This is a genomic window from Tsukamurella pseudospumae (assembly GCF_001575205.1).
Taxonomy (GTDB): Bacteria; Actinomycetota; Actinomycetes; order Mycobacteriales; family Mycobacteriaceae; genus Tsukamurella; species Tsukamurella pseudospumae.
This window is the reverse complement of the sequence record NZ_LSRE01000002.1, coordinates 18,944-42,748: the sequence shown is the minus strand read 5'-3', so window position 1 is coordinate 42,748 and position 23,805 is coordinate 18,944. Positions and strand designations below refer to the sequence as shown.

Genomic DNA, 23,805 nt, shown 5'->3' with positions numbered 1-23,805 from the left:
GCGATGATCGCGCGCGCCCTGAGAACCGCAACCGTCGTCGGCCTTCTCGGCACGCTCGCCGTCGCCCCGGCCGGCGCGACGCCCGCTCCCGCACCGTCGCCCACTCCCGGGCCGGCCGTGGCCACGCTGGTGACCGACGCCTGCCCGCACAAGCACGTCCCGCCGCCCGCCGTCGACGCCTCCGAGGTGCCCAAGCCGGGCACGCCCGCTCCCGCGCCGCTCGCCGTTCCGGACCCGCCCGTGGGTGGCGCGAAACTGGGCGGGTGCGGCCTCGTCGTGCCCGACGGTGCGCCGCCCGCCCCGCCCGGTATCGACTCCGCGGGTTGGCTCGTCGCCGACGCCACCGACGGGACGGTGATCGCCGCGAAGGATCCGCACGGCCGGTACCGCCCGGCGAGCACGATCAAGCTGCTGCTGGCACAGGTCGCGCTCCGCGACCTGAAGCTCGACACCGTCGTCGAGGGGACCGCGGAGGACGCCGCGCAGGAGGGAGACGCCGCCGGCGTCTCCCCCGGCGGCCGGTACACCGTCAAGGACCTGCTCGAGGGCCTGCTGCTGATCTCGGGCAACGACGCCGCGCACGCCCTCGCGCGGCAGCTAGGCGGCGTGGACGCCGCGGTCGCGAAGATGAACGAGCTGGCGTCCTCACTCGGGGCGCACGACACGCGGGCCGCGACCCCGTCGGGCCTGGACGGCCCCGGCATGAGCACCAGCCCGTACGACCTCGCCCTCATCCTGCGGGCGGCCCTGCAGGACAAGCGGTTCGTGGAGATCGCCGCGACCCCGCGGATCACCTTCCCCGGCCACCCGCCGGTGCCGATGACCGGACCGCCCACACCCGTGCCTCCGGGGTCGAGCGCGCCGCCCGCGCCGACATCCGTTGCGCCGTACCCGATCCTCAACGAGAACCGGTTGCTCACCGACTTCCCCGGCGCGGTCGCGGGCAAGAACGGTTACACCGACGACGCGAAGAAGACCTTCGCCGGCGCCGTCGACCGCGACGGTCATCGCTACGTGATCGTCCAGATGTTCGGCCTCACCCACACGGGCAACACCTACTGGGACCAGTACCGCCGCCTGCTCGACTACGGCGTCGCGCTGCGCGGCAAGTCGGTCGGCACGCTCGTCGCGGCCTCGGGATCCGGTGCGCCGGAGCACCGCCCCGACGAGGGACACGACGCGGTGGTCGAGAGCGGACCGTCGGGCATGGGGAACGGGACCAAGCTGCTGATCGGTCTGGGCGGCCTCGCGGTCATCGCGGCGCTCGTCGGCGCGGCCATGCGTACGAACCGGGGCCGCTGACGTGGTCGCCGCGCCGGTCGGGGCGGCGACGGTGCCCGACAAGGGACTTCGCCCGAACTCCCTGGGGCTGCTCAGCAACATGGCGATCGGGCTGTCGTCGACGGCGCCCGCGTACAGTCTCGCGGCGACGCTCGGCGGCGTCGTCGCGCACGTGCACGGCAAGGCGCCGGCGATGTTCGTGGTGGCCTTCGTGCCGATGCTGCTGGTGGCCCTCGCCTACAAGGAGCTCGCCGCCGACACCCCCGACGCGGGGACCACCTTCACCTGGGGCAGTAGGGCGTTCGGGCCGTGGATCGGCTGGATGGGCGGCTGGGGCCTCGCGGTGTCGGCGATCATCTGCCTGGCGAACGTCGCGGAGATCTCTGCGACCTATCTCCTGCGCTTCGTCGGGCTGAGCGACCTCGCCGACGACCGGCTCGCGGTGGTCGGTTTCGGCTGCGTGCTGATCGTGGCGATGACGTGGGTGTCGTACCGCGGGATCGTCGTGTCCGAGCGGATGCAGAACGTGCTGATGGCGATCCAGTTCGCCGTCCTCGCCGTCGCGGCCGGTGCCGCCCTGTGGGCCGTGTACAGCGGGCGGGCCGGAGCGCAGGCGGTGCGACCGACCTGGGACTGGCTGGACCCGACGGGCCTGAGCGCCTCGCAGATCGCGGCCGCCGTGATCCTGTGCATCTTCCTGTACTGGGGCTGGGACGCGTGCCTCGCCGTCGGCGAGGAGACCAGGGACTCCTCCTCGACCCCGGGCCGTGCCGCGGTGCTCGCGACCGTGGTGCTGATGGGCACCTACGTGCTGGTGGCCGTTGCGGTCCAGGCCTATTCGGGTTTCGGGCAGACGGGCCTGGGGCTCGGTAACACGGACAACCACGACGACGTCCTGACGGTGCTCGGCCGTCCCGTCGGCGGCGCAGTACTGGCGGGCCTGCTCGTACTCACGGTGGCGCTGTCGGCGCTCGCCTCCACGCAGTCTACGGTGCTGCCCACCGCCCGCGGGACGCTCGCGATGGCGATCTACCGGGCTGTGCCCGAGCGCTTCGCCCGCGTGCACCCGAGGTATCTGACGCCGTCCTTCGGCACCGTCGTGATGGGCGCCTCCGCGCTCGCCTTCTATCTCACGCTGGCGCTGCTGAGCCGCAACACCCTCGAGGACTCGATCAGCTCGCTCGGACTGGCGGTCGCGTTCTACTACGCGATCACCGCGTTCGCCTGCGCGTGGTACTTCCGGCGGACCGTCCGGCGGTCGCTGCGGAACCTGGTACTGCGGCTGATCTGCCCCGTGCTCGGCGGGGCGGCGATGATCTGGGCGTTCGTGCAGAGCGCCGCCGACATGATCGCCCCCGACTACGGGCAGACGGTGATCGGTGGGGTCGGCGGTGTGTTCGTCATCGGTATCGGGATGCTGGTGCTCGGCGTACCGCTCATGATCGCGTGCGCCGTGACGCGGCCCGCGTTCTTCCGCGGCCGGACGCTCCCGCGCGCCAGCGCGCCCGAGGACGCCTGAGTCAGCGCTTGCGGCGCAGCAGGGAGCCGAGGCCGAGGCCCGCGACGAGACCCGCGGCGCCGGCGATCGCAGCGCGACCCGGATCGGACTCCTGGCGGATGACCGGCGCGATCACCACGGGATCGGGTGCCGACGGGATCACGTAGCGCTGATTGCGCGGATCGGTGGCCGCCCAGGCGGTGGCGAACAACAGCATCCGCGCGGTGAAGTAGATGAACAGCATGATGCCGAGGATCGGGCCGAAGGTCGCGCCGGCGGGACTACGCAGTGTGGCACCGATGATCAGCGTCGCGAACTGCGTGAACACGGTGAACACGACGGCCATCAGCAGTCCGGCGTGCAGGGCGTTGCGCCACGGGAAGCTGACGCGCGGCATCCGCGCGATGACGAAGGTCCACAGGACCCAGGTCGCGAACACCGTGACCAGCAGCGTCACGCACGCGATCAGGATCGCCAGGCCGGGAACGTGATCCAAGCCGATGGCGGTGAGTAAGGTCTTCGTCAGTGGGCTGCTGCCCACGGCGATGAGCGCCGAGCACACCACGATCGCGGCGAAGAGGCCGATGAGTGCCGCCAGATCGCCCAGCTTCTTGCTGACGAAGTTCTGCTCGGGCTCCTCGCTGTCCCACATCTCGGTGAGCGCGGCACGCACGTTGCCCACCCAGCCGAGGCCGGCCCACAGGCCACCGAGCAGGCCGATCAGTCCGACGGTGCCGCGCGAGGAGATCGCTCGGTCCAGGAGCTGGTTGACCGTGGTCGCCATCTCCTGGTTCGACATCAGGTCGCTGATCCGTTGCTTGATCTCCGCCAACAGCTCGGCGTCGTTGACCAGCACGTAGCCGCCGATCGAGAACACGACCATCGCGAGCGGGAACAGCGCGAACACGCTGAAGTAGGTGATCCCGGCGCCGTAGTAGTCGCCCTTGTTGTCCTGGTACCGCATGGCGGCGGCCATCACGTGGTCGAACCACGGCCATTTGTCACGGTACTTCTGGAGCATTCGGGAATCCTCCTGCGGGTGTTCGCTACGTCACATCGGCTAGGGCGCCAGGAACCCTACCCTGTCGTAGACGTCCGCGAGGGTGCGCGCCGCGATCTCCTGCGCGCGCTCCCGTCCCGATGCCAGCACCTTGTCCAGTTCCGCGCGATCGTCGAGGTACCCCTTGACGCGGTCGCGCAGCGGCGCGGCGAAGTCGACGAGGACGTCCGCGACCTGCGTCTTCAGATCGCCGTAGCCCTTACCCTCGTACGCCCGCTCGAGCTCGGGGATCGGGGTGCCGGTGAAGGCCGACTCGATGGTCAGCAGGTTCGACACGCCCGGCTTGTGCTCCCGATCGAAGCGGATCTCCCGCTCCGTGTCGGTGACCGCCGACTTCACGCGCTTGGCGATGATCTTCGGGTCGTCGAGGATGCTGATCAGGCCGGCGTCGGACTCCGCCGACTTGCTCATCTTGGCGGTCGGGTTCTGCAGGTCGTAGATCTTGGCGGTGTCGGAGACGATGTGCGCCTCAGGGACCACGAAGGTCTTCTTGAACCGGGTGTTGAAGCGCTGCGCCAGGTTCCGAGTGAGCTCGAGATGCTGCCGCTGGTCCTCGCCGACGGGTACCAGCTGCGGTCGGTAGAGCAGGATGTCGGCGGCCATGAGGATCGGGTAGGTGAACAGGCCCACGGACGAGCTGTCCGTGCCGTTCTTCGCCGACTTGTCCTTGAACTGCGTCATCCGGCTGGCCTCGCCGAAACCCGTGATGCAGGACAGGACCCAGGTCAGCTCGGCGTGCTCGTGGATCTGCGACTGCACGAACATCGTCGACCGCTCGGGGTCCACGCCGAGCGCCAGCAGCTGCGCGGCCGCGAAGGCGGTGCGCTCGCGCAGGGCCTTCGGATCGTGCGGCGTGGTGATGCCGTGCATGTTCGGGATGAAGTAGAAGGTGTCGAACTCGTCCTGCAGCTGCACCCACTGCCGCACCGCACCCAGGTAGTTGCCGAGATGGAACGAGTCCGAGGTCGGCTGGATACCCGACAGCGCGCGCTGCCGCTTCGCGGGGGTGGGGGCGGTTTCCGTCACGGGGAACGAGTCTATCGGCCACGCTCCGGCCCGTCGCCCCAGTATCGGGCCCGACGGTGCCCACCCCGGTCCGGCGCCCTTGTCATCGTGGCCGCCACGGTCGGGCGGGGGCTCGTCGGGGCGATCGTCGCCGACCTGTCGACCACCCTCATGACCGTGACGGCCAGGGTTTCACAGCGGCCCGCCGACGACGAGGCGCGGCGAGCGCTCAGGCGTATTCGACGGTGACCGGCGCGTGGTCGGACCAGCGCAGGTTGTAGGCATCCGCGCGCTCGACCACGGCCGACGACGCCCGCTTCGCCAACGCGTTGTTGGCGATCTGCAGGTCGATGCGCCAGCCGGAGTCGTTGTCGAAGGCCTTGCCGCGCCACGACCACCAGGCGTACGGACCGGGCACGCCGGGGTGCAGGTCGCGCACGACGTCCTTGAACGCGCGCCCTTCACCGATGTACTCGCTCATCCAGGCCCGCTCCTCGGGGAGGAACCCCGAGTTCTTGACGTTGCCCTTCCAGTTCTTGATGTCCAGCTCGGTGTGGCCGATGTTCCAGTCGCCGCACACGACGACCTCGCGCCGCCGACGGCCGAGCTTCGCCAGGTACGCGCCGAACTCCGCACGGAAGCGATCCTTCTCGTCCTGTCGTTCGGTACCGACGTCACCGGACGGGAGGTAGAGCGAAGCGACCGTGAGATCCTCGAAGTCCGCCTCGATGTAGCGGCCCGCGTGGTCGAACTCCTCGCTGCCGAAACCGATCCGCACGGCGTCGGGCTCGCTCCGGGACAGCACCGCCACACCGTTGCGGCCCGCCGTCGAGGACTCCGCAGCCGCCAGATGCCAGCCCTCCTCCAACGCGGGCGCGAGCGCGGTGAGCGTCTGCTTGTGGGTGGCGCGTACCTCCTGCAGCAGCACCACATCGGCCTTCGTCTCGCGCAGCCAGGGCAGCATGCCGAGGTTCTCCTCGGACCGCTGCTTCACCGCGGCACGAACGCCGTTGACATTGATCGAGGTGATGATCACGCGAGCGCCTCCACGGTGAGACCGGCCGCGGCCCACGCGGACCGCACGACGGGGCCGTCGGCATCGTCGGACACCCCGAGCAGCACCTGCACGCCCCGGTCCGCGAGGACTGCGACGAAGGTGCCGAAGGCGCCGTCGTCATCGGCGAGGACCTGCTCGGCCTCCGCCACGCCGAGCACCACGAGCGCCTGCCCGCCGAGCCAATCGAGGTCACCGAGGCTGTCGGCCAGCGCGTCCCAGTTGCCACCGAAGTCGAGCGGGAACTGCAGGACGGCCGAGACCTCGTTGAGCAGCGCCGCCTTGGTGCGCATCCGGCTGCCGCGGGCCACGAGCACGCGGGGCCGATCACGACGCTTGAGGGAGTCCAGATCGGCACTGGTCAGGGCTGCGCCGGAGCCGGACTGGAGGAACTGCGGAAGGGTGCTCATCGGATCCTCGTGAAGGTCTCGTAGTGGTCGAGGGTGTACCAGGCGCCGCCGTCGGCACCCGTGATGATCCGCTCCGCATCGCGCCCGCGGCCGGACTTCTTGATGTTGACGTCCCATTCGGTGTACTTGGCGGCCTTGCCCTTCGAATCGGTCTTCGGCAGCCGGTTCTCGAAGTTGCCGAAGTTACGGCCGCCCTGCGTACCCGAACCGTCCTTCGGGGGCCAGGTGCCAGCGTCGATCCGCGCGAGCGTCGCGAGCACTCGCTGCGGGACCGCGGAGTTCGACGGTGCCCCGGCCGACGAGCGCGCCGGGCCGGGCTTGGCCGTCACCGTCGACCCCTTCACCGTGGACGACGACGCGACCGGTGCCGCGGTGGCACCGGGCTGTGCCGACGACTTGCCGCAGGCGACGAGACCGAAAACGGCGAGTACGGCTATCGCGCAGAGAGCGAGAATCCTTCGCATGCCCCAAGACCCTACCGACGGGCACCGACAGGTTCAGCGCCCCGTCGCGCGACCAGCACGCAGACCACGAACACGAGCAGGCCCGCGACCGCGAGGCCGCTGCCGACCAGTGCCGGCGCGGTGTACGCGCCACCGGCGGCGATGACCGCGCCGCCGAGCAGTGCACCCAGTGCGTTCGCGATGTTCAGCGCGGAGTGGTTGAGCGTGGCGGCGAGGGTCTGCGCCTCACCTGCGACGTCCATCAGCCGGGTCTGCAGGGCGGGCACCAGCGCCGACGCGGTGAGGCCGATGAGGAAGAACAGTGCCACGGCCGCGAAGGGCTGCGGCGCGAACAGGGAGAACAGTGCCTGCAGCACCACCAGAGCGGCGAGCGCGACGGCGATCGACCCGATCACCGAGCGGTCCGCGGCGCGACCGCCCACGGCGTTGCCGATCACCATGCCCACGCCGTAGACGGCCAGCACGATGGGCACCGAGGTCGCGCTCAGCCCGGACACCGAGGTGAGCGTGGTGGCGATGTAGGTGTAGACGGCGAACATCCCGCCGAACCCGACGATGCCCGTGAGCAGCGCGAACCAGACCTGCGGCCGGGCGAGCGCACCGAGCTCGGTGAGCGGGTTGGTCACCGGGATGCTCACCGACGGCAGGAACGCCAGCAGCGCGGCGACCGTGACGGCGCCGATCACCACGACGACGCCCATCGCGTACCGCCAGGTGAACGCATTGCCGAGCCACGTCACCAGCGGCACTCCGATCACATTGGCCACCGACAGGCCCATGAGCACCTGTCCGACCGCACGGCCCCGCCCCGCCGGTCCGGCCAGGTGCGCCGCGACGAGCGCCGCCACGCCGAAGAACGCGCCGTGCGGCAGGCCGGCGACGAACCGGGCCGCCATGAGCGTGCCGTAACTGGGAGCGAACACCGACAGGGCGTTGCCCGCGGTGAACGCGACCATCAACCCGATCAGTAGCAGCCGGCGCGGCACGCGGGCGAACGCGGCCGCGATGAGCGGCGCGCCGACGACGACGCCCAGCGCGTAGGCGGAGATCACGTGCCCGGCGACGGGCTCACTGACCTCGAGGTCCTGCGCGATGCCGGGCAGTAGTCCCATGGCCGCGAACTCGGTGGTGCCGATGCCGAAACCGCCGAGCGCCATGGCGCCGACCGCGAGCCTGGTCCGGGTAGAAGAATCCACGTGACCATGTAACGCCCCGGTCTGTTCCCTCCTTCCCACCTCGTCCTGTGACCTCGTTCACGGGAATTCGGTCCGTTATGATGCAGACGAGGTCATGAGTGTCAGCGCGCAGCCCCGGCTTGCTGACCGGCAACCCTCCGCCGCGGTGGGGTGCCCCGGGTGATGACCTGGTTTCCCGGCGAACCCTGTCGGGCGGCAAGCGCGAGGAGAGGTTCGGTGACCATCACCATCCGCACAGGTCGATCCATCGACAGGTCCCCGGGCGACTGGGCCCGGGTGCCGGACGGTGCGATGCAGTCCCTGTCACTCGGCCCCCTGGTGCTCGAATCCGGTGTCGTCCTCGAGGACGTCACGATGGCCTTCCAGCGCTGGGGCCGACCGAACGCCGACTGCAGCAACGTCCTGCTGGCCCTGCACGCCCTGACGGGCGATTCGCACGTCACCGGCCCGCCCGACGCCGATCACCGCTCAGCGGGCTGGTGGGACGGCCTGATCGGCCCCGGAGCGGCGGTGGACACGGACGAGTGGTGCGTCGTCTCCGCGAACGTCCTGGGCGGGTGCTCAGGTTCGACGGGGCCGGCGTCGCTCGCTCCCGACGGGCGGCCCTACGGCTCCCGCTTCCCCGTCATCACGGTGCGCGACCAGGTGGAGGCCGAGGCGGCGCTGCTGCGCGCGCTCGACGTGCACGACATCGCGTCGGTCGTCGGCGGCTCCATGGGCGGCGCGCGGGCCCTCGAATGGGCCCTCATGTACGGCGACTTCCTGCGCTCGGCACTGATCCTCGCCGTGGGCGCCCGCGCGACGGCCGATCAGATCGGCACCCAGACCACGCAGATCGCGGCGATCACGGCGGATCCGCACTGGCACGGCGGCGACTACCACGACACCGACGGTGCGCCGACCGCCGGCCTGGGCGTCGCCCGCCGGATCGCGCACCTGACCTACCGCACCGAGATCGAGCTGGACAGCCGGTTCCGCAACGATGCGCAGGGCGACGAGGAGCCGCGCGCGGGCGGCCGCTACGCCGTCACCTCCTATCTCGACCACCAGGCCGAGAAGCTGGTCAACCGGTTCGACGCCGGCAGCTACGTGGTACTCACCGAGGTGCTCAACCACCACGACGTGGGCCGCGGCCGCGGCGGCGTCGAGACGGCGCTGCGCAGTTGCCCGGTCCCCGTGGTCGTCGGCGGGATCGATTCCGATCGCCTGTACCCGCTGCGCCTGCAGGAGGAGATCGCCGAGCTGCTGCCGGGCTGCGAGGGACTGGTCGTGGTGCACTCGCGCGACGGCCACGACGGCTTCCTCACCGAGATGGACGCCGTCTCGGAACTACTGTCGCGCACCCTGGACATCGCGCGCCGCTGACGGGGCGTCACAGGGGGTATCTACGGGGCCGGGGTGGTCACCGTCGGCGCCTCCGAGGAGGACGACGATGCCGCCGGCGCCGTCTGGGATGCGGTCGCCCCGGGTACGCGCCGGGCAGCATCGGGTGATGCGTCCGAGGACGCGGCACCGTCGGGATGGGCGGCGCCTCCCCCGGCGCCCGCACCAGGACCGACCAGCCCGTTACCCGGGAGGATCTCGCGGGACGGGGGCACTGCCGACCCGGGCGGCGGATTCTGGCCGGAGCCCTCGGCGGGCGGCGTGACACTCGGCTCCGTCGGCACCGGCGTTCCGGACGGCGTGCCCGTCGGGATGGACGGCAGGATCGTCGTCGGAAGCGTCCGGGTCGGCGTGCTGGGCACGGTCGGCGTCGGAGTCGGCCAGGGGGCCCGTGTCGTGGTCGGGTGGACGGGCGGCGGCGCGAACGTGGTCATCGTGGGCGTCACTTCGTTCCGGCCGGTGTCCCGTGGGACCGACGTGGGCACGAGAGTGTCCACGGGCGGCAGGGTCGAGGCGGCGCTGGAGGTGGGCAGCGGCCCCACCTCCGAGCTGGGCGCCGTCTCGGCGGACGAGCGCACCTCCGTCGAAGTCGGAACGACCTGGTCGGTGGTCTGGCCGGCCGGCCCGATGATGCCGGTCGCGTAGCCGGTGGCGAGGACCGCGCCGGTCAGTGCGGCGAGCACCAGCAGCGGCAGCACGGCGGCGGTCAAGCGGACGCTGTGCCCGCCGAGGCCCCCGAGGCCACTGCTCACCAGTGATGACGGTGCCGTTCCCGCGGCCCGGCGGTCCGCCGCGAGCAGCGCCGCGCCGGTGGCGGCGATCGCCTCGGGCTCTTCGACGGACAGGGGCTCCGCGCCCGCGGCCCGGGCGATGTCGGCGACGGCCTCGCGGACGCCGGCGTTCTGCGCGCCGCTGCCCACCAGAACCACTGCTTCCGGGGCCGTCGCGGCGCGACCGATCGTGGCGTGCAGGAACTCCGCCACCCCGTGCGCTGCGCCGACTCCCGCGTCCGGGCCGTCGACGACGACGCCGCGCGCTCGGCGCTCGGCGGTGACGGCTCCGTCGCTCACGGTGTAGATCCGCAGGCCGCCCGCTCCCAGGTTCGCGATCATCACGCTCGGATACCGCGCGATCAGACCGCGCTCGTCGAGCGCTCGGAGGACCGCGTCGGATTCACGAACGATTCCCGCGGACCGGACGCCGCCACGCGCGCCGCAGCGCACGGACATCAGGTCCCGGCGCGACTCGACGGTCACGGCCGACGCGTCGACGGTGCGCTCGGAATGGCTTGCCAGCAGGTCGAAGCCCGAGGAGAGGAGGTTGCCCCGCCGCCCGAGGCGGTACGGCCCGGGATCGATCGTGCGGGCCTGCCGACCGACGATCCGCCCGTCCTCGAGATCGAGGAGGACGCAGTGCACGGGTCCGGGACCCACGGACGCGCCGAAGGACGAGATCCCCATGGCACCTCCGTTCGAGCCGCTGACCGAGTCGTTACCTCAGCACATCGTACCCGATGCCAAAACGTTACATACAGGAATCTACATTTGAAGTTTGTATCACTGGGGTTACTTGGTGCCCAACGGGCTGATCCCCCACGACACGACGAGGATCGCCACCGCCGCCACGGCCAGCACCGACACGTCGAACCACCGGCCGCGGACGCGGAGCAGACCCTGACGCCGCTCGGGGAGGGTGGCGCGCAGGACGGCGGCGAAGCCCGTCCCGGCCCCGAACACGACGAGGCCGCGGCGCCAGTACTCGAGCCCGACGAGCACCATTCCCGCCGCGAGGATCGCCACCACCACGACGTACCCCGCGTTCGCGATCACCGTGCGCACCGTCCGGGCACGGCGGAACTGCTCGACCGCGGGCTCGGGCACTACGCTCCGTCCGCGCGGGCGAGGTCGCGCTCGGCGGCCTCGATCACATTGCCCAGCAGGAAGGCTCGCGTCAGCGGGCCGACACCGCCGGGGTTGGGCGAGAGATGACCGGCGACCTCGGCGACTCCCGCGGCGACATCGCCGCGCAGGCCCTCGTCGGTCCGGCTGACGCCCACGTCGAGCACGGCGGCGCCGGGCTTGACCATGTCCGCGGTGATCAGGCCGGGGACGCCGGCGGCGGCGATCACGATGTCGGCGCGGCGGACCTCGGCCGCGAGATCACGGGTTCCGGTGTGGCACAGCGTGACCGTGGCGTTCTCGGACCGCCTGGTCAGCAGCAGGCCGATCGGCCGGCCGACGGTGACCCCTCGACCGACGACCACGACGTGCGCCCCGGCGATCGGAACGTCGTAGCGGCGCAACAGATGCAGGATGCCGTGCGGGGTGCACGGCAGCGGGCCGGGAGCGCCCAGCACGAGTCGGCCCAGGTTGGTCGGGTGCAGGCCGTCCGCATCCTTGGCGGGGTCGATCCGCTCCAGGATCGCGTTCTCGTCCAGGTGTTTCGGCAGCGGTAGTTGCACGATGTATCCGGTGCACGCGGGATCGGCGTTGAGCTCGTCGATGACGGCCTCGAGCGCGGCCTGCGAGATGTCGGCGGGCAGATCGCGGCGGATCGACTCGATGCCGACCTTGGCGCAGTCGGCGTGCTTGCCCTTGACGTAGGACCGCGAGCCCGGGTCGTCGCCGACGAGGACCGTACCGAGCCCCGGGGCCACGCCCCGCGCGCGCAGCGCGCTCACCCGCTCCCGGAACACCTCGAAGAGCTCGTCGCGGGTCGCCTTGCCGTCCAACACCTCAGCCGTCACAGCCGATATCCTATCCCCCTGATTCAGCGTGCCGATTTATCCCGGTTCGAGTCGCGGTTGTTCGAGTTACATCCGATACTGAACCCATGACTGATCAGAACCCCCTCCAGCAGGGATTCCAGCAAGGGATCCAGCAGGGCATCAAGGCCACCTGGCAGGCCGTCCTCGCCCTCGGCGTCCTCTCCGTCCTGATGGGCATCGTCATCGCGGTGTGGCCGGGTCCGACGACCCTCGCCATCGCGATCCTGTTCGGCATCTACCTGCTCATCAGCGGCGCCTTCCAGGTGATCGCCGGGCTGATCGGTGAGGCGCAGCACCGCGTGCTCTCGGTGATCAGCGGCGCGCTGTCGATCGTGATCGGCGTGGCCTGCTTCCGCGACGACTTCATCACCTCGATCGCGATCCTCGGCATCTGGATCGGCGTCGCGTGGATCTTCGCCGGCATCACCCAGATCGTCACGGCCGCGAGTGACCGGCTGCTGCCCGGCCGCGTCTGGGTCGTGATCCTCGGCGTCATCACCCTGATCGGCGGCGTGGTGCTCGTCTCCAGCCCGTTCTCGGTGGGCGTTCTGGTGTGGGTCGGCGGCATCTGGGCCGTCGCCATCGGCATCACCCAGATCATCACCGCCCTGCAGCTGCGCAGCGCCGCGAAGCGGTTCGGCGCCCAGCAGCCCTCGCAGTACGCCGGCTGATCGGACCTCCTCTCGCACATGCGGAGCACGGGTGACAGGATCGTCACCCGTGCTCCGCATTCTCTTCTTCGAACCCCGGATCGCCCCCAACACGGGCAACGCGATCCGCATCGCCGCCGTCACCGGGTGCGAGCTGCACCTGGTCGAGCCGCTGGGCTTCGACCTCTCCGAGCCCAAGCTCCGTCGGGCCGGTCTGGACTACCACGACCTCGCGCACGTGAGCGTGCACGCCGACCTCGAGGCCGCTTGGGCGGCGCTCGCCCCCGAGCGGGTGTACGCCTACACGGCGCACGCGACGCGCCACCACCACGAGGTGGGCTACCACCCCGGCGATGTCCTGCTCTTCGGCCCCGAACCCACCGGGCTCCCTCCCGAGGTGCTCGCCGACCCGCATGTCACCGAGGCCCTGCGCATCCCCATGCTCGCCGGCCGACGCTCCCTCAACCTCGCCAACTCCGCCGCCATCGTCGCGTACGAGGCGTGGCGGCAGAACGGGTTCGACGGTGCGCTCTGACGCCCGGCGCTAACCCGCCGGCCGCGCGTCGGGTTCGTTGAACCCCGTCTGGCTGTTGAGCATCGGACGCAGGCGCGCGGTCTTCTCGGCGGTCCAGCCCGGGGGCTCCAGGATCGCCGCCCACGCGTCGACGACGGCCTTGACGTACGTGTGTCCGTGCCCGTCGGGCACGCTCCCCGCGACCGCCAGGTCGGCGGAGACCTGCAGGAAGGTCACGATCGGGATCCACGACACCGAGGACAGGACGTCGGGGCCGCGCTTCTCCTTGAGCCAGTCCGGCTGACTGAACAGCAGATCCGGGCTCCACCGGCCGATGGGGTCGGAGGCGTGCTGCAGGTACACCGCGCGCGGATGGGACCACGGCTGCGCCGGGTTCGCGAGATCCTCCGCACGCGCGGCGAACCGCACGTTGGCGCCCTGCTGGTACACCGGCAGCCACTCGGGCGAGCCCGCGTCGCGCTGCTGCGTCAATCGCACCCACATCTCGTTGTTGAAAGTCGGGCCGGAGAACAGCGCACCGTCGGTCCTGGCGACGAGGTTGTTGAGGGACAGGAAGGGCGCCTCACCCCCGAACGAGCCGAGGCTCTCGCCGAACACGACGAGCTTGGGCCGCTGCCCGTCCGGCAGCGCCTTGACGCGCTTGTCGACCGCCTCGAACAGGGCCTGGCCGGCGTCGAGGGCGTTCTGCTTGTCGACGAGGAAGGACAGCCAGCTCGGCAGGAACGAGTACTGCATGCTGACGATGGCCGTATCGCCGTTGTACATGTACTCGAGCGCACCGGCTTCCGCCTCGTTGATCCACCCCGTGCCGGTGGTCGCCGCGACCGCGACCACCTTGCGGTGCAGGCCGCCGGTGCGTTCGAGTTCCGCCGCCGCTTTCTCCGCGATGTCCTTGTACCGGTTCGGGTTCCCCGAGTCGGAGGACTCCAGGCCGGCGTAGGCACGGATCGGCTCCACCGCCGGGGCGCCGTTGAACGCAGTCAGATGCGCGACGGTCTGCGCGTTCGACACGAACACCCGCCCCTGCTTACCGAGCGAGGACCAGTCGACCAGAGATCCGGGCCCGCCCGAGCGGAAGGCGCTCGTGGGTACGGGGCGATCGGCAGCGCCCTCACGGCTGGCCTTCGAGAACGCCGTGTTCATCGCGTCCATCGCGCCGCGCACCACGACGCCGTTGACGATCTCGATACTCAGGAAGACCACCAGCGCGACGGCGATCACCGCGGAGACGCGCGGCGGGCACACCCGGTTGAGACGGGCGATGAGCCACCGCACGATCCATCGCACACCCTTGCCGAGCTCGACGAAGGCGTAGAGGAAGACGACCGACAGCACGCCGATCTGCAGGTAGTCGACGAAGGTCAGGTAGGCCACACCCATGAGGTCGCGCAGGTCGGTCTGCCAGGTGTCGAAGAACACGACCATCCCGACGGTGCCGATGACACCGATCGCCAGGAGCACCCACCAGCCCTGCTTCGGCACCGGCGGGCTGCTCTCCTTCGAGCGCATGAAGCGCACCAGCCACACGGCGACGACACCGATGAGGTAGCCGATCGCACCCGATCCACCGCTCACCAGGCTCTGGAACAGCGGACCGCGGGGCAGGAGCGACGGGGTCAGTGAGAGCCAGAGGAACACCAGGCCCACCGCGGTCCCGGTGAAGGTGTAGCGGTGCGACCACCAGTCCCGTAACCGGTCCAGCACCCGCACCGACTGCTCGGCGGCTTCCTCCGCCACGTCTTCGACCGACTCGCTCACCCGGACCTCCCCCTTCACGATTGCGCTGCGACCTCTGATCATGCCCCGTCGGGATCGGCGGCGCCCGCGAACGTGTACGGGATGAGCTCGGCCCGGTTCGTATCGACGGCGATCGGCCGGCCCATCTGCGGGAAGGCGCGCTGCGCGCAGCGCGGCCGGTCGCACACCTTGCACCCGGCGCCGATCGGCACGAAGGAATCGGGCTCGTCGAGTGCCAGGCCCCGCGAGTAGACCAGGCGGTGCGCGTGGGCGAGGTCGCATCCGAGTCCGATCGCGAAGTCCCGGCCCTGCCCCAGGTATCCGCCCGCGGTGCGCTCGGACGTCGTCCGGGCGATCCACAGGTAGCTGCGACCGTCGGGCATCTGCGCCACCTGTGTCCGGATCCGCCCCGGCGTGGCGAAGGCGTCGTGCACCACCCACAGCGGGCAGCCGCCGCCCGCCCGGGAGAAGTGGAAGGCCGTGGCGGACTGGCGCTTCGAGATGTTTCCGGCACGATCCGTGCGCACGAAGAAGAAGGGCACGCCGCGGCGCCCCGCCCGTTGCAGCGTCGACAATCGGTGGCACACCGTCTCGAAACCGACCTCGAACCGCGCACACAGCAGGTCGATGTCGTACCGGAGCTCCTCCGCGGCGCGCAGGAACCGCTCGTAGGGCAGCACGAGCGCCCCCGCGAAGTAGTTCGCCAGCCCCACACGCGCGAGATCCCGCGACCCCGTGGGCAGCGAGGTCTCCCCCGCGACGATCCGGTCGATCTCCGCCGCCTGCGTGAGGAAGCCGAGCTGCGTGGCGATCTGGAACGCCCGTTGGCCGTGGTCGAGGCGCCGCGCCAGCGTGAGCACACGCGCGTCCGGATCGTAGGACCGACGGGGACCGGGCCGATCCGGTTCGCCGCCGGAGATCCGCACGGTGACGCCGTGCTCGTCACGCAGGAGCCGGGCCAGCTGCAGATCCAGCCCGCCGATGGTGAGCCCCGCACCGTCGAACAGCTCCTCGGCCGCGCGGTCGAGCGAGTCCACGTGATTGCGGCGGTCGTAGAAGAAGTCGCGGACGTCCTCGTACGGTGTGGAGACCGCCCCGCCGGCACCGCCGGCGATGCCGCTGGAGAGCCGGTCGACCTGCTCGGTAGCGCCCTGCAACTGACGGTGCATCGCCACCACGGCTCGCGCGACCGAGGGCGAGCGGGCCACGATGTCGTCGAGTTCGGCGGCGCTCACCTCCCCCGCCTCGCCGCTCTCGACGAGAGCGTCCTGCAGGTCGGCGACGAGCCGGGCGTCGGACTCCGGCGCGAAGAAGGACATGTCGAGATCGAAGGTGGTGTTCAGCCGCATGAGCACGGGCACGGACAGCGGCCGCTGGTCGTTCTCCAACTGGTTGACGTAGCTGACCGACAGGTCCAGGGTCTTGGCGAGCGCCGTCTGGGTGAGGCCGCGCTCCTCCCGGAGCCGCTTGATGCGCCCGCCCGCGTACAGCCTCTGCATGGAGGAAATCTAGCACCGACGATTTCCACAATCTTCGCAAAGTCTCGGATCCGGCTTCGCAGAGATCCACATCTGCAAGCGGTTTCGCGTCGCCATGTCGATGCATAGCGTGTGAATCGATCCCCCGTTCCCTTCCCAGAGGAGCCCATCGTGCAGACGCACACCGTGCGCACCCGCCGCTCAGCCGAGTCCTTCCCCCGCGAGGAGCACCTCGCCTGGAAGATCGCGGAGGTCGCCGCCGACCCCGTCGCCGTGCCGGACGACACCGCCGAGATGGTGATCAACCGGATCATCGACAACGCCTCGGTCGCCGCCGCGTCCGTCACGCGCCGCCCCGTCGCCAATGCTCGGGCGCAGGCGCTCGCCCACCCCTACGGGCCCGGTGCCACCGTCTTCGGCGTCCCCGGCCGGTTCTCCCCCGAGTGGGCGGCGTGGGCCAACGGCACCGCCGTCCGCGAGCTCGACTTCCACGACACCTTCCTCGCGGCCGAGTACAGCCATCCCGGCGACAACATCCCGCCGATCCTCGCCGCCGCCCAGCACAGGGGCTCGACCGGCGCCGACCTGATCCGCGGCCTGGCCACCGGCTACGAGATCCAGATCGACCTGGTGCGCGCGATCTGCCTGCACGAGCACAAGATCGACCACGTCGCACACCTCGGTCCCTCGGCCGCCGCCGGCATCGGCACCCTGCTCGGACTGCCGACCGACACGGTCTACCAGGCCGTCGGACAGGCGCTGCACACCACCACCGCCACTCGGCAGTCGCGCAAGGGCGAGATCTCCAGCTGGAAGGCCTACGCCCCGTCGTTCGCGGGCAAGATGGCGGTCGAGTCCGTCGACCGTGCGATGCGCGGTGAGGGCGCACCGTCGCCGATCTGGGAGGGCGAGGACGGCGTGATCGCGTGGCTGCTCGGCGGCCCCGAGGCCGTCTACGAGGTGCCGCTGCCCGGCGCCGGCGAGGCCAAGCGCGCCATCCTGGACTCGTACACCAAGGAGCACTCCGCGGAGTACCAGAGCCAGGCGCCGATCGACCTCGCGCGCCGGATGCGTGAGCGCGTGGGCGATCTCGAGCAGATCGAGAAGATCGTGCTGCACACCAGCCATCACACCCACTACGTGATCGGCACCGGCTCGAACGACCCGCAGAAGTTCGACCCGCACGCGTCGCGCGAGACGCTCGACCACTCGGTGATGTACATCTTCGCCGTCGCTCTGCAGGACGGCGGCTGGCACCACGAGCGGTCCTACGCCCCCGAGCGCGCGCAGCGGCCCGACACCGTCGAGCTGTGGAACAAGATCTCCACCGCCGAGGATCCCGAGTGGACCCGCCGGTACCACTCGACCGACCCCGACGAGAAGGCCTTCGGCGCCCGCGCCGAGATCACCTTGAAGAACGGCGCGATCATCGTCGACGAGCTGGCCGTGGCCGATGCGCACCCGCTGGGCGCGCGGCCCTTCGCTCGCGAACAGTACATCGAGAAGTTCCGCATCCTCGCCGACGGCGTCATCGAGAAGGCCGAGCAGGACCGCTTCCTCGACTCCGCGCAGCGCACCCCGTCCCTCGGGGCCGGCGAGCTCGACCAGCTGACGTTCACCGTCTCCGACGAGGTGCTCGCCCGCACCCCGAAGCTGAACCCGGGGCTCTTCTGATGAGCGGCGGCGACACCGGCGTCGGTGGCCTGCTCACCGCCCGAGCCTCGGCGAGCGACAAGCGCAGGGCCTTCCGCGCCGCACTGGCGTCGGACCGCATCGCGCGGCTGCCCGGCGCCTTCAATCCGCTGACCGCCAGGCTGATCCAGGAGATCGGATTCGAGGGCGTGTACGTCTCCGGCGCCGTGGTCGCCGCCGACCTCGCCCTGCCCGACATCGGCCTCACCACGCTCACCGAGGTCGCGATGCGGGCCCAGCAGATCGCCCGCGTCACCGAGCTGCCCACCCTCGTCGACGCCGACACCGGCTTCGGCGAGCCGATGAGCGCGGCCCGCACCGTCACCGTTCTCGAGGACGCGGGCCTCGCCGGCCTGCACCTGGAGGACCAGGTGAATCCGAAGCGGTGCGGCCACCTCGACGGCAAGGCCGTGGTTCCGACGGACGAGGCCGTCCGCCGCATCCGTGCGGCGGTCGCGGCCCGCCGGGACCAGGACTTCGTGATCTGCGCACGCACCGATGCCGCGGGCATCGAGGGCATCGACGCGGCCGTCGAGCGGGCGAAGGCCTACGCGGGCGCGGGCGCGGACCTGATCTTCACCGAGGCCCTCTACACCACAGCCGATTTCGAGCGCTTCCGTGCGGCCGTCGACATCCCGTTGCTGGCCAACATGACCGAGTTCGGCAAGTCCGACCTCATCGACGCCGGCACCCTCGAGTCCATCGGCTACAACGCGGTGATCTACCCGGTCACCACATTGCGCCTGGCGATGTTCGCCGCTGAAGATGGCCTGCGCGAGATCGCAGCCCAGGGCACCCAGAAGGAACTCCTCTACCGGATGCAGCACCGCAGCCGCCTGTACGAGCTCCTGCAGTACGAGCGCTACAACGACTTCGATTCCGGCATCTTCGACTTCCAGCTGAAGGGAAACCAGTGATGACACCTGCAACCTCCCCCGGTCGGCCTTCGGCCTCCAGCCCGCCGGACATCCGCAAGGGCCTCGCCGGCGTCGTCGTCGATACGACGGCGGTCTCGAAGGTCGTGCCGGAGACCAACTCCCTGACCTATCGCGGCTACGCGGTGCAGGACCTCGCCGAGCACTGCGGTTTCGAGCAGGTGGCCTACCTGCTGTGGAACGGCGAGCTCCCGACCGACGCGCAGCTCTCGCTCTTCACGCAGCGGGAGCGTGCGGCGCGCCGCGCCGACCGGTCGCTGCTGAGCCTGGTGGCGCGGATCCCCGAGACCTGCCATCCGATGGACGTCGTCCGCACTGCGGTGAGCTACCTCGGCGCAGAGGACACCGACGAGTGGAACCGCGATCCCGTCGCGCTCCAGGCCAAGGGGCTGCGCCTGCTCGCAGTCCTCCCGACGGTCGTCGCGGCGGATCAGCGGCGCCGACGCGGCCTGGAGCCGATCGCGCCGGACCACACGCTCGGCTTCGCGGCGAACTTCCTGAACATGTGCTTCGGCGAGGTCCCCGAGCCGGCGCTGGTGAAGGCCTTCGAGGTCTCGCTGATCCTCTATGCGGAGCACAGCTTCAACGCCTCGACCTTCGCTGCCCGGGTTGTCACGTCCACCATGTCGGACATCTACAGCGCCGTCACCGCCGCCATCGGCGCGCTGAAGGGTCCGCTGCACGGCGGCGCGAACGAGGCCGTCATGCACGACATGGAGGAGATCGGCGATCCCTGCGCCGCCGAATCCTGGATGCGCGGCAAGCTCGAGCGCAAGGAGAAGGTGATGGGCTTCGGGCATCGCGTGTACAAGAACGGCGACTCGCGCGTCCCCACGATGAAGCAGTCGTTCCTCGAGATCGCGAACCGGACCGACGGCGCTCGCTTCGTCGAGATGTACGACATCCTCGAGAAGACGATGGTCGATGCGACGGGCATCAAGCCCAACCTCGACTTCCCGACGGGGCCCGCGTATCACCTGCTGGGATTCGACACGGAGGTCTTCACACCGATCTTCGTGATGGCACGGATCACCGGCTGGACGGCCCACATCATCGAGCAGACCGAGGCCAACGCACTCATCCGGCCGCTCAGCGAGTACGTGGGGGTGGAACAGCGCCCGGTGGTGGCGTAGGCCCCATATCATCGAGTACGACAGCGCCCGGGGCCATCGCCCCGGGCGTTGAGGTAAGACGTCGAAGTCCCACGAAGACCGGTGGAGCGTGAACATGTTCAAGAAAGTCCTGGTAGCCAACCGAGGCGAGATCGCGATCCGCGGATTCCGCGCAGCGGTGGAGAGCGGCGCGCGAACCGTCGCCGTGTACCCGTACGAGGACCGCAACTCCCCGCACCGGCAGAAGGCCGACGAGGCGTATCAGATCGGTTCGGAGGGGCATCCCGTCCGGGCGTACCTCAGTGTCGACGAGATCATCCGGATCGCGAAGCAGGCCGGTGCCGACGCGGTCTACCCGGGATACGGATTCCTGTCGGAGAACCCGGACCTGGCCTCGGCCTGCGCGGAGAACGGCATCACGTTCGTGGGTCCGCCGACCGAGGTGCTGGAACTGACCGGCAACAAGGCCCGGGCGATCGCCGCGGCCCGCGAGGCGGGCCTGCCGGTCCTGACCTCGACGGCGCCGTCCTCGGACGTCGACGAGCTGCTCCGCGCCGCGCAGGACATGCACTTCCCCGTCTTCGTCAAGGCGGTCGCGGGTGGCGGCGGGCGCGGCATGCGCCGCGTCGCCGTGATCGAGGACCTGCGCGACGCGATCGAGATCGCCTCGCGGGAAGCGGAATCGGCGTTCGGCGATCCGACGGTGTTCCTCGAGGAGGCGGTGATCGACCCGCGGCACATCGAGGTCCAGATCCTGGCCGACACCGCGGGCAACGTGATCCATCTGTTCGAGCGGGACTGCTCGCTGCAGCGCCGGCACCAGAAGGTCATCGAGATGGCGCCGGCGCCGAACATCTCGGAGGAGCTGCGCACACGCCTGTGCACGGACGCCGTGAACTTCGCCACGCAGATCGGCTACTCGTGCGCGGGCACCGTCGAGTTCCTCGTCGACCCGCAGGGCCGGCACGTGTTCATCGAGATGAACCCGCGGATCCAGGTGGAGCACACCGTGACCGAGGAGGTCACCGACGTCGACCTGGTGGCCGCACAGCTCAAGGTCGCCTCGGGTTCCACGTTGCCCGAGCTGGGGCTGACGCAGGATGCGATCCGCCTCAACGGGGCCGCGCTGCAGTGCCGCATCACGACGGAGGACCCGACGGACGGCTTCCGCCCGGACACCGGCCGGGTGTCGGCGTACCGGACGCCGGGCGGCGCGGGCATCCGCCTCGACGGTGGCACCTCCGTCGGCGCGGAGATCAGCCCGCACTTCGATTCGATGCTGGTCAAGCTGACCACTCGCGGCAGGGACCGGGCCACGGCCATCGTCCGCGCCCGGCGGGCGTTGGCGGAGTTCCGCATTCGGGGCGTGGCGACGAACATCCCGTACCTGCAGGCGGTCCTGGCCGATCCCGCGTTCGTGGCGGGCGAGGTCACCACCTCCTTCATCGAGCAGCGCCCGGAGCTCCTCACCGCGCGGGGCTCCTCGGACACGGCGAGCAAGATCCTGCGCTACCTGGCGGACGTCACCGTCAACAAGCCGCACGGCACCCGCCCGACCAAGGTGTACGCCTCCGACAAGGTCCCCGCGATCGACCTGACCGCCCCGGCACCGGACGGCTCGAAGCAGCGCCTGACGAAGCTCGGCCCCGCCGGGTTCGCCGCGGACCTGCGCGCGCAGACCGCGCTCGCGGTCACCGACACGACCTTCCGCGATGCGCACCAGTCACTGCTGGCGACACGTGTGCGGACCTCGGCGCTGGCGACGATCGCCCCGTACGAGTCACGGATGATGCCGCAGCTGCTCTCCGTCGAGGCATGGGGCGGCGCCACCTACGATGTGGCGCTGCGGTTCCTGCACGAGGACCCGTGGGAGCGGCTGGCCACGCTGCGGGAGGCCATGCCCAACATCTGCCTGCAGATGCTGCTGCGCGGCCGTAACACCGTGGGCTACACCCCGTACCCGCAACAGGTGACGGACTCGTTCGTCGCCGAGGCCGCCGCCACGGGTGTGGACATCTTCCGGATCTTCGACGCGCTCAACGACGTCGAGCAGATGCGACCCGCGATCGAGGCCGTGCTCGCCACGGACAGGGCCATCGCGGAGGGCGCCCTCTCCTACACCGGCGACCTCGCGAACCCGGGCGAGAGCCTCTACACCCTCGACTACTACCTGGGTGTCGCGGAGAAGATCGTCAAGGCGGGCGCGCACGTCCTGGCCATCAAGGACATGGCCGGCCTGCTGCGGCCCGCGGCCGCCACGAAGCTGGTCACGGCGCTGCGCAAGGAGTTCGACCTCCCCGTGCACGTGCACACCCACGACACCCCCGGCGGGCAGCTGGCCACCTACCTCGCCGCCTGGCAGGCCGGCGCGGACGCCGTCGACGGTGCCGCCGCCCCGCTGTCGGGGACGACGAGCCAGCCCTCGCTGTCCTCTATCGTCGCCGCCACCGCACACACCGACCGGGACACGGGGATCGATCTCGACGCGGTCTGCGCGCTCGAGCCCTACTGGGAGGCGGTGCGGGGCGCGTACGCGCCGTTCGAGTCCGGACTCAAGGCCCCCACCGGGCGGGTCTACCACCACGAGATCCCCGGCGGGCAGCTGTCGAACCTGCGGCAGCAGGCCGGAGCGCTGGGCCTGGCCGAGCGATTCGAGGACATCGAGAACGCCTACGCCTCGGCCGACCGCATGCTCGGCCGGCTGGTCAAGGTCACTCCGTCGTCGAAGGTCGTGGGCGATCTCGCCCTCGCCCTCGTCGGTACCGGCGTCTCCGCCGACGAGTTCGCCGCCGACCCCGGCAAGTACGACATCCCCGACTCGGTGATCGGCTTCCTCCGCGGCGAGCTCGGCACCCCGCCCGGAGGCTGGCCCGAACCGCTGCGCACCCGCGCCCTCGAGGGCCGCGCCGAAGCCGCACCGGTCAGCGACGTCCCCGCCGACGAGGCCACCGAACTCGAGGGCACCTCGGAACAGCGCCGGGCGTCCCTGAGCCGGCTCCTGTTCCCCGGGCCGATGCGCGAGTTCACCGAGCACCTCGCCGAATTCGGCGATGTCTCCAAGCTCTCGACCAACCAGTTCCTCTACGGGCTACGGCAGGGCGAGGAGCACCGCGTCCAGCTCGCCACCGGCGTCGAACTGCTCATCAAGCTCGAAGGCGTCGGTGAACCGGACGAGCACGGCAACCGCACGCTGGTCTGCACCCTCAACGGGCAGCTGCGCACCGTCTCCGTGCGGGACCGAGCCGTTCAGGCGGACGTACCCGCCGCGGAGCGCGCCGACAAGAGCAACCCCGGGCACATCCCCGCGCCCTTCGCGGGCGTCGTCACCCCGACGGTGCACGCGGGCTCCACGGTGGAGGTGGGCGATCAGATCGCCACGATCGAGGCGATGAAGATGGAGGCCGCGATCACGGCCCCCGTCGCGGGCACCGTCAGCCGCGTCGCCCTCGCCGGGCCCACCCAGGTCGACGGTGGCGATCTCGTCGCCGTCATCGACGCCTAGGAGCCACCGGAGAGACCAAGGGGCCCGGCCGCGTTCGCGCGGCCGG

The 23,805-nt window shown here is 70.5% G+C and carries 20 protein-coding genes and 1 riboswitch; of the genes, 9 read left to right on the top strand and 11 right to left on the bottom strand.

The window, feature by feature from the left end:
• Positions 1 to 3: 3 nt before the first annotated feature.
• Together AXK61_RS02305 and AXK61_RS02300 are read left to right on the top strand one after the other, a co-directional pair.
• On the top strand, positions 4 to 1,302 hold the full coding sequence (locus AXK61_RS02305) for a D-alanyl-D-alanine carboxypeptidase family protein (RefSeq protein WP_068743569.1): 1,299 nt from the start codon (positions 4 to 6) through the stop codon (positions 1,300 to 1,302).
• A 1-nt stretch (position 1,303) separates the two neighbouring features.
• Positions 1,304 to 2,800: an APC family permease gene (locus AXK61_RS02300; protein ID WP_068570774.1), complete on the top strand. Its 1,497-nt coding sequence runs from the start codon at positions 1,304 to 1,306 to the stop codon at positions 2,798 to 2,800.
• A gap of 1 nt (position 2,801) precedes the next feature.
• Here AXK61_RS02300 and AXK61_RS02295 read toward each other — a convergent pair whose 3' ends face one another.
• The 6 genes from AXK61_RS02295 to AXK61_RS02270 form a co-directional block, all read right to left on the bottom strand.
• Entirely contained in the window at positions 2,802 to 3,800 is a 999-nt protein-coding gene (locus AXK61_RS02295; RefSeq protein WP_068570772.1) for a YhjD/YihY/BrkB family envelope integrity protein, read from the bottom strand.
• 39 nt (positions 3,801 to 3,839) lie between these two features.
• On the bottom strand, positions 3,840 to 4,865 hold the full coding sequence (gene trpS, locus AXK61_RS02290) for a tryptophan--tRNA ligase (protein ID WP_068570770.1): 1,026 nt from the start codon (positions 4,863 to 4,865) through the stop codon (positions 3,840 to 3,842).
• 208 nt (positions 4,866 to 5,073) lie between these two features.
• Complete coding sequence (locus tag AXK61_RS02285) at positions 5,074 to 5,880, bottom strand: exodeoxyribonuclease III (protein ID WP_068570767.1); 807 nt, start codon at positions 5,878 to 5,880, stop codon at positions 5,074 to 5,076.
• On the bottom strand, positions 5,877 to 6,308 hold the full coding sequence (locus AXK61_RS02280; RefSeq protein WP_068570765.1) for a barstar family protein: 432 nt from the start codon (positions 6,306 to 6,308) through the stop codon (positions 5,877 to 5,879). Before AXK61_RS02280 ends, AXK61_RS02285 begins: the two co-directional genes overlap by 4 nt.
• Positions 6,305 to 6,772 (bottom strand): guanyl-specific ribonuclease, encoded by a 468-nt coding sequence (locus tag AXK61_RS02275; protein ID WP_068743567.1) that lies wholly within the window; start codon positions 6,770 to 6,772, stop codon positions 6,305 to 6,307. The genes AXK61_RS02280 and AXK61_RS02275 overlap by 4 nt, the downstream gene beginning before the upstream one ends.
• Positions 6,773 to 6,783: 11 nt before the next feature.
• Positions 6,784 to 7,929 (bottom strand): MFS transporter, encoded by a 1,146-nt coding sequence (locus AXK61_RS02270; protein ID WP_082789179.1) that lies wholly within the window; start codon positions 7,927 to 7,929, stop codon positions 6,784 to 6,786.
• Between the two features lie 129 nt (positions 7,930 to 8,058).
• A riboswitch (SAM riboswitch) is annotated at positions 8,059 to 8,176 on the top strand.
• Positions 8,177 to 8,184: 8 nt separating this feature from the next.
• Between AXK61_RS02270 and metX the strand changes: the two genes are divergently transcribed.
• A complete protein-coding gene (metX, locus tag AXK61_RS02265; RefSeq protein ID WP_068743563.1) occupies positions 8,185 to 9,333 on the top strand; it encodes a homoserine O-acetyltransferase MetX in 1,149 nt (382 codons plus the stop codon).
• 20 nt (positions 9,334 to 9,353) lie between these two features.
• Here metX and AXK61_RS02260 read toward each other — a convergent pair whose 3' ends face one another.
• From AXK61_RS02260 to AXK61_RS02250, 3 genes are all read right to left on the bottom strand, one after another.
• The gene (locus AXK61_RS02260; protein WP_068743561.1) at positions 9,354 to 10,811 is read right to left on the bottom strand and encodes a hypothetical protein; all 1,458 of its coding nucleotides are present in this window, start codon (positions 10,809 to 10,811) and stop codon (positions 9,354 to 9,356) included.
• A gap of 105 nt (positions 10,812 to 10,916) precedes the next feature.
• Positions 10,917 to 11,231: a DUF3017 domain-containing protein gene (locus AXK61_RS02255; RefSeq protein ID WP_068570755.1), complete on the bottom strand. Its 315-nt coding sequence runs from the start codon at positions 11,229 to 11,231 to the stop codon at positions 10,917 to 10,919.
• Positions 11,231 to 12,097, bottom strand: a complete 867-nt coding sequence (locus AXK61_RS02250) for a bifunctional methylenetetrahydrofolate dehydrogenase/methenyltetrahydrofolate cyclohydrolase (RefSeq protein WP_068570753.1) — start codon at positions 12,095 to 12,097, stop codon at positions 11,231 to 11,233. Before AXK61_RS02250 ends, AXK61_RS02255 begins: the two co-directional genes overlap by 1 nt.
• A gap of 86 nt (positions 12,098 to 12,183) precedes the next feature.
• On the opposite strand from AXK61_RS02250, the gene AXK61_RS02245 reads away from it, so the two are divergent.
• Together AXK61_RS02245 and AXK61_RS02240 are read left to right on the top strand one after the other, a co-directional pair.
• Positions 12,184 to 12,789, top strand: coding sequence for an HdeD family acid-resistance protein (locus tag AXK61_RS02245; RefSeq protein ID WP_068570752.1), 606 nt, complete (start codon positions 12,184 to 12,186; stop codon positions 12,787 to 12,789).
• Between the two features lie 49 nt (positions 12,790 to 12,838).
• Complete coding sequence (locus AXK61_RS02240; protein WP_068743559.1) at positions 12,839 to 13,303, top strand: tRNA (cytidine(34)-2'-O)-methyltransferase; 465 nt, start codon at positions 12,839 to 12,841, stop codon at positions 13,301 to 13,303.
• A 9-nt stretch (positions 13,304 to 13,312) separates the two neighbouring features.
• Here AXK61_RS02240 and AXK61_RS02235 read toward each other — a convergent pair whose 3' ends face one another.
• Positions 13,313 to 15,103 (bottom strand): alpha/beta-hydrolase family protein, encoded by a 1,791-nt coding sequence (locus AXK61_RS02235; RefSeq protein WP_082789178.1) that lies wholly within the window; start codon positions 15,101 to 15,103, stop codon positions 13,313 to 13,315.
• Positions 15,100 to 16,539, bottom strand: coding sequence for a short-chain fatty acyl-CoA regulator family protein (locus AXK61_RS02230; RefSeq protein WP_068570748.1), 1,440 nt, complete (start codon positions 16,537 to 16,539; stop codon positions 15,100 to 15,102). Before AXK61_RS02230 ends, AXK61_RS02235 begins: the two co-directional genes overlap by 4 nt.
• Positions 16,540 to 16,689: 150 nt before the next feature.
• On the opposite strand from AXK61_RS02230, the gene prpD reads away from it, so the two are divergent.
• From prpD to AXK61_RS02210, 4 genes are all read left to right on the top strand, one after another.
• Positions 16,690 to 18,192, top strand: coding sequence for a 2-methylcitrate dehydratase PrpD (gene prpD, locus AXK61_RS02225; RefSeq protein WP_068570746.1), 1,503 nt, complete (start codon positions 16,690 to 16,692; stop codon positions 18,190 to 18,192).
• Positions 18,192 to 19,127, top strand: coding sequence for a methylisocitrate lyase (gene prpB / locus AXK61_RS02220; protein ID WP_068570744.1), 936 nt, complete (start codon positions 18,192 to 18,194; stop codon positions 19,125 to 19,127). The genes prpD and prpB overlap by 1 nt, the downstream gene beginning before the upstream one ends.
• Positions 19,127 to 20,278: a bifunctional 2-methylcitrate synthase/citrate synthase gene (locus AXK61_RS02215; protein ID WP_068570741.1), complete on the top strand. Its 1,152-nt coding sequence runs from the start codon at positions 19,127 to 19,129 to the stop codon at positions 20,276 to 20,278. Before prpB ends, AXK61_RS02215 begins: the two co-directional genes overlap by 1 nt.
• A gap of 94 nt (positions 20,279 to 20,372) precedes the next feature.
• Positions 20,373 to 23,759 (top strand): pyruvate carboxylase, encoded by a 3,387-nt coding sequence (locus tag AXK61_RS02210; RefSeq protein WP_068570849.1) that lies wholly within the window; start codon positions 20,373 to 20,375, stop codon positions 23,757 to 23,759.
• The last annotated feature ends 46 nt before the right edge of the window (positions 23,760 to 23,805 follow it).